This window comes from Sphingomonas sp. EC-HK361 (assembly GCF_902498785.1).
Classification (GTDB): domain Bacteria; phylum Pseudomonadota; class Alphaproteobacteria; order Sphingomonadales; family Sphingomonadaceae; genus Sphingomonas.
This window is the reverse complement of the sequence record NZ_LR701491.1, coordinates 36550-42568: the sequence shown is the minus strand read 5'-3', so window position 1 is coordinate 42568 and position 6019 is coordinate 36550. Positions and strand designations below refer to the sequence as shown.

Genomic DNA, 6019 nt, shown 5'->3' with positions numbered 1-6019 from the left:
AGAAATGGCGGCGGGTCTGCCGCCGGATATCCTTCACCACCCGCTCGGCAGAGGCCTTCACCAGCGATTTTGCATTGGAGGATTTGGGCTTCATCTTCGTTCCTTCGTCACTACGACGAAGCCCAAATCCTCCTTACATCACAACCTCAAATCTGTGCCATTGGCGCTGACGGCGGACACCGCTGACTACCGTCCTCGACACCGGCCTGTTCGACGATGCGGAGGCGGAACGGCACCCGCTCTGGGCGAAGGAGCTATACGGCTTCGCGCATCATCGTCCCGAAAGCGAGGAATATGGTATCGAGAGCTTCGTCTATCGCGCCCGCGCGCCGTTCGATCCGGTCCGGTTCCACGCCTTTTCCGAAGGCGGCTGGCCGAACGTGATCCGCGCCAAGGGGCATTTCTGGCTGGCCACGCGCCCGGACTGGTGCGGCGAGCTGGCGCAGGCGGGGGCGCAGACCATGACACAGGCGCTCGGCCGGTGGTGGGCCGCGATCCCGCCCGCACGGCACCCGACCGGCGAAGCATTCCAAGCGATGATGGCCGAGAAATGGTCGCCGGTCTGGGGCGACCGGCGGCAGGAACTGGTGTTCATCGGCATCGGCATGGACCAGGCCGATATCCGCCGCCGCCTCGATGCGTGCCTGCTTCCGGCCACGGCGTTTACGCCACAGCTCTGGGCAGATCTGCCCGATCCCTTTCCCGCCTGGGGCGTGCGGGAGGCGGCGTGATGGCGACGGTCCTCTCTGCGTCTCACGCGGTCGAGCACGACGATCCGGTCGTCCTGCGTTCGATTTTGCAGGAAGCCATCAACATCGCGATCTGGAATCGGCCCCCGCCTTTTCGAGCAACGCAGCATAATCTTGGCGGATTCACCGAGGTTCGCCTGCGTGGCGATCCGACGACAATTGACGCGGCGCTTGCCGCATCGGATCTGACCGATCTGCCGTTTGCCGAAGCCTTGCGTCTCGATATCGCGTTTCTCGCCGCGCGTTTCGCCGATATCATGGCGACCGATGAGGTGGAGGTTAGGCTCGAGCGCGTGACGACCAACGCCTGCTGGAAATTCCACGCCGATTATACAACGGCACGCCTGATCACGACCTATATCGGACAGGGTACCGAATGGTGTGATGCCGCTGCTGCCAAGACGCGCCGATTGGCGACTGGAGCGGTCGGCCTCTTCAAAGGGCGTGATTGGGCACCGGACAATCCCATCGTCCACCGCTCGCCCCCGATCGCAGGTACGGGTAAGGAAAGACTCCTGCTCGTCATCGATCCTGCACGACCACCGCTCGACTGAGGTAAGTGGATTGGTCGACAGCCCAGCAGCCGAACGGGGACAACGGCGAATGCCTCGTAGTCTGTCAATAGCACCCCACCAGCGTGTTGAGCCGAGGTCCGGGTCGATCGGCGGAGCTTGGTGGAGCCGGTGCTTGAACGAGTTGTTGCGCTTCCTGAAAGCTTTCCGGCGACAATCGTTTCACCTTGCCGCGCTGATCAGCCTGCTGGCATTTGTCGCCAACGCCTTGATCCTGCAGGCGCATCGACATCTGGAGCATAGGGGGGTTGGCGCCACGCATCATGTGGCAACCAACGCCGCACCGCTGGTTCTAGTCCAAGGCGCGGATGAGCCGTGTCCGCTTTGCGAGGCACTGTCGTTTGACGAGCCCTATGTGCAACCGACCGCGGTTGCATTCTCCGTCCGTCTCACCCCAAGCTTTTCAGCGTCTCTCCAGTTCACGAAGTCACTGCTGCTCGCGGCTCGCGCGCACGATTGGCAAAGCCGCGCTCCACCCGTTTCCGGTTGATCTGATCATTGGCGATGCAGCGGGGCGGCAGGACCGACCGCTGTGTCGCCTGCATTACGCCGCAAGGCGGATCATCCAGATTCTCGGAGTTCATCATGCGTTCCACCTTTTTGCTGGGCGCGGCCGTTGCCGCGCTCGTTCCCGCCTGTGCGTTGGCGCAAGTCGCCCCCGACGCGACACCCCCGGCCGATACGAGCAAGGACATCGTCATCACCGCATCCCCCATCGAACACGACCGCGACGATACCCCCGCGATCGTCGCCAAGGTCGATGCAGAGGACATACTGCACCAGGGCGGCGCGAGCATCGCCGATTCGCTTGCCAAGGTGCCGGGCATTGCCGCGACGGGCTTCGCGGCGGGCGCCAGCCGGCCGATCATCCGCGGCATGGACGCGACGCGGGTGCGCATCCTGGAGGACGGCACGAGCTCCTCGGACGTGTCCGACATCGGCCCCGATCACGGCATCCCGATCGATCCGCTGGCGGCGCGCAGCATCGAGGTGGTGCGCGGCGCGGGCACGCTGCGCTACGGCAGCCAGGCGATCGGCGGTGTCGTGAACGTCATCAACAACCGCGTGCCGACGACGCTGTCGGACAAGCCGTTCCAGGCAGAGCTCGACGGCACCTATGGCACCGCATCGGACCTGGGGCAGGGGGCGGCGCTGGTCGATGCGACGCTGGGCCATCTTGCGCTGCACGCCGACGGCTTCATCCGCGACGAAGGCGATTACGACACGCCACTCGGCACCCAGCAGAATTCGTTCTTCCGCGGGCACGGCGGGTCGCTGGGCGGCTCCTATTTCTTCGGCGGCAGCAACGACAGCCATGTCGGCGTGGCGGTGTCGCAATATGACGCGAAATACGGCATCCCGAGCGACACGACCTATATCGACATGCGCCAGACGAAGGTGATGACGCGATCCTCCTTCGCGCTGGGATCGGGACTGCTCAAGTCGCTGAACGTCGACGGCAGCTATGCCGACTATGCGCATGACGAGAAAGAGCCCGACGGCACGATCGACACGACGTTCAAGAACAAGGAATATAACGGTCGCGCCGAACTGGTGTTCAACCGCATCGGCTTCATCGACAATTCCGCGCTCGGCGTCGAATATCAGCATCGCGATTTCTCCGCGATCGGCGAGGACAGCTCCTACCTGTTTCCCTCCACGCAGGAGAGCGTCGCCGGCTATCTCTTCACCGACATGCAGCTCGCCGACCGCCTCCACATCGAGGCGAGCGGCCGGGTCGAGCATGTGCGGTTGCAGGGCACGCCGGCATCCGACGTGCTCACGACGCCCGAATACACCCCGGTCAGCGGCGCGATCGGCGCGCTCTATACGGTGATCCCGGCGATCAAGCTGGGCGTGACCTTCTCCAGCACCGGCCGCGCGCCGGCGCTGACCGAGCTGTTCGCGCGCGGCGGGCATGACGGGCCGAACACCTTCGAGACGGGCGATCCGAACCTGAAGATCGAACGCGCGAACTCGCTGGAGGGCACGCTACGCGTCCGCTCGGGCGGCTTCCGGCTCGACGGCAGCATCTACAGCACCTGGTTCCGCAACTATATCTATGGCGACCTGACCGGGCGGACCTGCGACGACGACGGCGTCTGCGCCGTGGGTGGCGACGGCGATCTGCGCGAGCTCAATTACCGCCAGCAGGGCGCGCATTTTCGCGGGGTCGAGGGCGAGGCGAGCTACGATCTCGTCAAGACCGAGCACGGCGTCTACCAGTTCAGCCTGCTCGGCGACTATGTCCGCGCGACGCTGGACGACGGCAGCAACGTGCCGCGCATCCCGCCCTATCGCATCGGCGGCGGGCTGAACTGGAAGGGCGACCGGCTCGATACCGGGTTCAACCTCATCTATTCCGGGCGGCAGGACAAACCGGGCGTGTTCGACACGCCGACGCCGGGCTATGTCGCGCTCGACGGGCAGATCGCGGTGCGGCCGTTCACGCGCTATCCGGGGATCGAGCTGGCGCTGGTCGGCCAGAATCTGACCGACGATGTCCAGCGGCTGTCGACCGCGCTCAACAAGGATCAGGTCGTCATGCCGGGACGCCGGCTGCTCGTTACGCTGAAGCTGGCGAACTTCTGATCGAAGTGACCGCCGCCGGATAGAAAGTTCCGACGGCGGTCATCTCGGATGACCTTGGTTTGCACGTCCATCCGCCTCGGTCACCTCCCGCTTCGATTCATGGGCAAAAGCTGGTAAACGAGCGCCGGTTCGTCCGTCGCGGTCGGCGTCGAATAGTAATGGATGGTCGCGACCTGTCAGCAAGTATCGACTGAGGCGTTCCCATCGACCGCGTTTTAGCGCTCAACGTGCGACACGCCGCCGAAGCTGGCCGGATTTTTTACCAATTGACCGGCTGGCGCGATGACCATCGGCGCGCGTTGTCGTGCGCCCGGCGCTACCGAACCCACAGCGTGCAACGCTCGTATGCCTCTCGAGGCTTGGCGCCTACCGGCGGGCTGGGCAGGCAACCCCGCCATCAAAGGCTGATCGCCTTGTGGCCATACAGGCTGTCGTAAAGTAATGTAGAGAATGTTCTCTGACTTGACGGTGCCGGGCACATGCCAGCCAATTTCAGCCGCGTGACATAGAAATTCTCCAATGATCCGAGTGCCCATTTTTGTCCCCGATGGGGCCCCACGGGGAACAAAGCTGGGAACTCAGGTTGTTGGGAAATTTCGGTCAGTCGCAGTGGTAAAGGCATAGGTCTTGAAATTGCGTGGCCTTGTGCTGTTCGCGGGCTCGAATCCGCCATTTAGTCCCGCGCGTCGCGCAGCGCTTCCAACTCGGCCAGCCTGACGGGGTCGTCGGCTGCCAGCACCTCTTCGAGGTAGTAGCCATACGATATGTTGCGCACCACCTCCTGCGCCTCGCCGCTGTATCCTGCTGCTATGATCGCAAACGCATCCACCAGTTCCCGGAGGAATCCCTTGTCCATCTCTTCGAGATGGCCGCCCAGAGCCTCCATCATCTTTACCGCCGTATCGGGGTTTAATTCCTCTTCATCGGTCAGTTCGAGGAATATGACATACTCCGCAATAATCTCCGCAACCTGCATGGCGATCATGGCTTCACCACCTTTACGTGAATGTTGGTGACGTTCATCTTCTTAAGGAGCTTCAGCGCCTTGATTTTTTGGTCAGGCGTGGGAACTTCCCACGTTCCGATAAGACGGTGTTCTGCCAACACCTCCGACTGCCGCAAAATCTGGGCCCGCGCGTGCGGCCTATCGATGACAGACCATTTCCGGTCGATCACATAATCGCCCTGGATGCCGTCGAACTTCACAGGCCGCTTCGAACCGTCGGCCATCGTCCGCATCAGCGTCGGCGCCTCACCGGCGCGTGCACCGGGCGCGGTGTCGTTATAGGCTTTCCAAGGCTTTTTCGATCTGGTCGTCTCCCTCACCCAGCCGATCTGCGGCGGCTCATATATCGTGCGCGGCCTGGCCATGCGAAGTTGCCGTAATGCGGCAGTCTTGGACAGCGCCGCCCCCGGCGCTGCCATCAGCGCGACGTTTCCGACAACCGTCCCCGTGGCCCGACCGAAATCCCGCGCCGACGCGTTGGCGACGGCATTTGCAGCGCGCGACATCTGGATATGAGCTGGGGTATCCTCGCCAGCGATCGCGGCATCAATCATGCCCGCCACCCCGCGGCCCGCGTTGCGAACGGTGGTCGCTGGATTCGTCGTCAGCGCAGCATGGACTCCCGCCACCGCTTCTTTTCCGACGTCGTGAAGTCCCTCGCCGACGCCATCGACGAATTCGGCGACAGGGTTTGGCTGGTTAGCGGGCCGCGGTGCTGGAACGCGCTTTGGTTGCACGTCGACCGACGGACGCTCTACTGATTTCTGGCGATCTGTTGCAAGCGATCCGGCACGCGGCGCATCTGCCGTTGGCATTGTCGCGGTCCGCAAGTTAATACGATCCCGCATACGCGGGGCGCGCCTGCTACAAGCAGACACGCGACCGCTCGCGCCGTCGGCCGTATTGGTTCCGCTCGCGCTATAACGTTGTCCCGCGCCCGTAAAGGTGAACCGGCCGTCAGCCGGATTGTGCCATGGATTGAACTTGAGTTCGAGACCGTCAGTGCTGAGAGCGGGCGGCAGCTTTCCTGTTCGCAGCCAACATGAAAAAGCGCTCGATCTCTTACCGCCAGATTTTTCGATCATGCCGCCCCGTCCATT

At 63.2% G+C, this 6019-nt stretch carries 6 protein-coding genes; 4 read left to right on the top strand and 2 right to left on the bottom strand.

What is annotated here, in order from left to right; all coding sequences use genetic code 11:
- Positions 1 to 182 precede the first annotated feature (182 nt).
- The 4 genes from BOS5A_RS00340 (at position 183) to BOS5A_RS00325 (ending at position 3913) form a co-directional block, all read left to right on the top strand.
- Positions 183 to 731 carry a GTP-binding protein gene (locus tag BOS5A_RS00340; protein WP_151953241.1) on the top strand — a complete coding sequence of 183 codons (549 nt, stop codon included), beginning with the start codon at positions 183 to 185 and terminating at the stop codon, positions 729 to 731.
- Entirely contained in the window at positions 731 to 1303 is a 573-nt protein-coding gene (locus tag BOS5A_RS00335) for a DUF1826 domain-containing protein (protein WP_151953240.1), read from the top strand. Before BOS5A_RS00340 ends, BOS5A_RS00335 begins: the two co-directional genes overlap by 1 nt.
- A 133-nt stretch (positions 1304 to 1436) precedes the next feature.
- Positions 1437 to 1811, top strand: a complete 375-nt coding sequence (locus tag BOS5A_RS00330) for a hypothetical protein (RefSeq protein WP_151953239.1) — start codon at positions 1437 to 1439, stop codon at positions 1809 to 1811.
- 95 nt (positions 1812 to 1906) lie between these two features.
- A complete protein-coding gene (locus BOS5A_RS00325) occupies positions 1907 to 3913 on the top strand; it encodes a TonB-dependent receptor (protein ID WP_151953238.1) in 2007 nt (668 codons plus the stop codon).
- A 673-nt stretch (positions 3914 to 4586) separates the two neighbouring features.
- Here the strand turns inward: BOS5A_RS00325 and BOS5A_RS00320 are convergent.
- Positions 4587 to 4898, bottom strand: a complete 312-nt coding sequence (locus BOS5A_RS00320; protein ID WP_151953237.1) for a hypothetical protein — start codon at positions 4896 to 4898, stop codon at positions 4587 to 4589.
- Positions 4895 to 6004: a hypothetical protein gene (locus BOS5A_RS00315; protein WP_151953236.1), complete on the bottom strand. Its 1110-nt coding sequence runs from the start codon at positions 6002 to 6004 to the stop codon at positions 4895 to 4897. Before BOS5A_RS00315 ends, BOS5A_RS00320 begins: the two co-directional genes overlap by 4 nt.
- Between the last annotated feature and the right edge of the window lie 15 nt (positions 6005 to 6019).

What these genes read in the sequence shown, in the direction of transcription:
- BOS5A_RS00335 (WP_151953240.1), top strand. Translation starts at nt 731, where the DNA reads ATGGCGACGGTCCTCTCTGCGTCTCACGCGGTCGAGCACGACGATCCG.
- BOS5A_RS00325 (WP_151953238.1), top strand. Translation starts at nt 1,907, where the DNA reads ATGCGTTCCACCTTTTTGCTGGGCGCGGCCGTTGCCGCGCTCGTTCCC.
- BOS5A_RS00320 (WP_151953237.1), bottom strand. Translation starts at nt 4,898, where the DNA reads ATGATCGCCATGCAGGTTGCGGAGATTATTGCGGAGTATGTCATATTC.
- BOS5A_RS00315 (WP_151953236.1), bottom strand. Translation starts at nt 6,004, where the DNA reads ATGATCGAAAAATCTGGCGGTAAGAGATCGAGCGCTTTTTCATGTTGG.